The 1312-nt window shown below is 66.7% G+C and carries 1 protein-coding gene and 1 other annotated feature; the gene reads right to left on the bottom strand.

The features are described from left to right. Positions 1-39: 39 nt before the first annotated feature. Positions 40-1262, bottom strand: a protein-coding gene (locus tag ACVOLQ_RS22415; protein WP_245213529.1) for an IS3 family transposase whose coding sequence is annotated in 2 segments (ribosomal slippage) — positions 40-974 and positions 974-1262 — 1224 coding nt in all. Because the reading frame shifts where the segments join, the coding sequence is not laid out codon by codon here. Continuing rightward, positions 865-981 (bottom strand) — a sequence feature (AL1L pseudoknot). (Overlaps the previous gene by 117 nt.) Positions 1263-1312 lie beyond the last annotated feature (50 nt).

Here is a 1312-nt window from a genome sequence, read left to right as displayed (position 1 = left end):
TGAATCGCCCCGGCTTCTCCGGAGGCCATTTCGTTTGAGTCACGCCGCGATGGCGTGACCCGTGTTGCCGGCGTAGTACGCCGCCTCCGCTTCCGCCGGGGGTATGTTGCCGATTGGCCCCAGCAGTCGCTGGTTGTTATACCAGTCGACCCAACCCAGGGTCTCCCATTCGACCTCCTCCCGGCTGCGCCAGGAGCGGCGGTTCGTAACCTCGGTCTTGAACAGTCCGATCACCGTTTCGGCCAGCGCGTTGTCGTAGCTGTCGCCGACGCTGCCCACCGAAGGTTCGATGCCGGCCTCGATCAGGCGGTCGGTATAGCGGATGGAAAGGTATTGGCTGCCCCTGTCGGAATGATGGATCAGTGCCTTCTCCGCTGGGCGGCGCGCCCACACGGCCTGCTCGAGTGCGTCGAGCACGAACTGCGTCTGCTGCGACGAACTGGCCCGCCAGCCGACGATCCGCCGGGCGAATACGTCGATCACGAAAGCCACGTACACAAATCCCTGCCACGTCGGCACGTAGGTGAAATCGCTCACCCACAGCGCGTTCGGCCGGTCAGCCTTGAACTGCCGCTTCACCAGGTCCATCGGCTTCTCTTCCACCACTTCCTGCCCGATCCATTTGCGCGGCTTGCCACGCACCACGCCCTGGAGGCCAGCCCGGCGCATCAGTCGCTCCACCGTGCATCGGGCCACCCGCACGCCTTCCCGGTGGAGCTGGCGCCACACCTTGCGCGCCCCGTAGGCCTGCCGGTTCTCTTTCCAGACCCGGTCGATCACCGGCGCCAGGGCCTGCTCCCGATGCCAGCGCGCCGGCTGGCGCGACGGGTCGGCCTGGCGGCTGGTGTGCTCGTAGTACGTCGACGGGGCGATCGGCAACACCTTGCAGATCGGCTCGACCCCGTAGGCATCGCGGTGATCGTCGATGAACCCCTTTAAGGCTTGAATCGGCGGTCGAGCTCCGCCTGGGCAAAATACGCCGACGCCTTGCGCAGGATCTCGTTGGCCTGGCGCAGCTCGCGGTTCTCGCGCTCCAGGGCCTTGATCCGGGCATGCTCGTCGGTCGTCAGCCCGGGCCGCAGCCCGCTGTCGCGCTCGGCACGGCGGACCCACGTCCGCAGCGTCTCCGCCTTGCAGCCGATCTTCCCGGCCACCGACGTGATCGCCGCCCACTGGGAGCTGTGCTCGCCCTGGTGGTCCAGGACCATCCGCACCGCCCGCTCACGCACCTCGGGTGCGTACCTCGTCAATCTGTTGCTCATGGCTCCATCCTCTCAAGGTTTGGAGCCTCCGGGAAAGACGGGGCGATTCA

It is taken from the genome of Stenotrophomonas sp. STEN031 (assembly GCF_056759975.1).
Note: the sequence above shows the minus strand (reverse complement) of the source record. Positions and strands in the feature narration are given on the sequence as shown.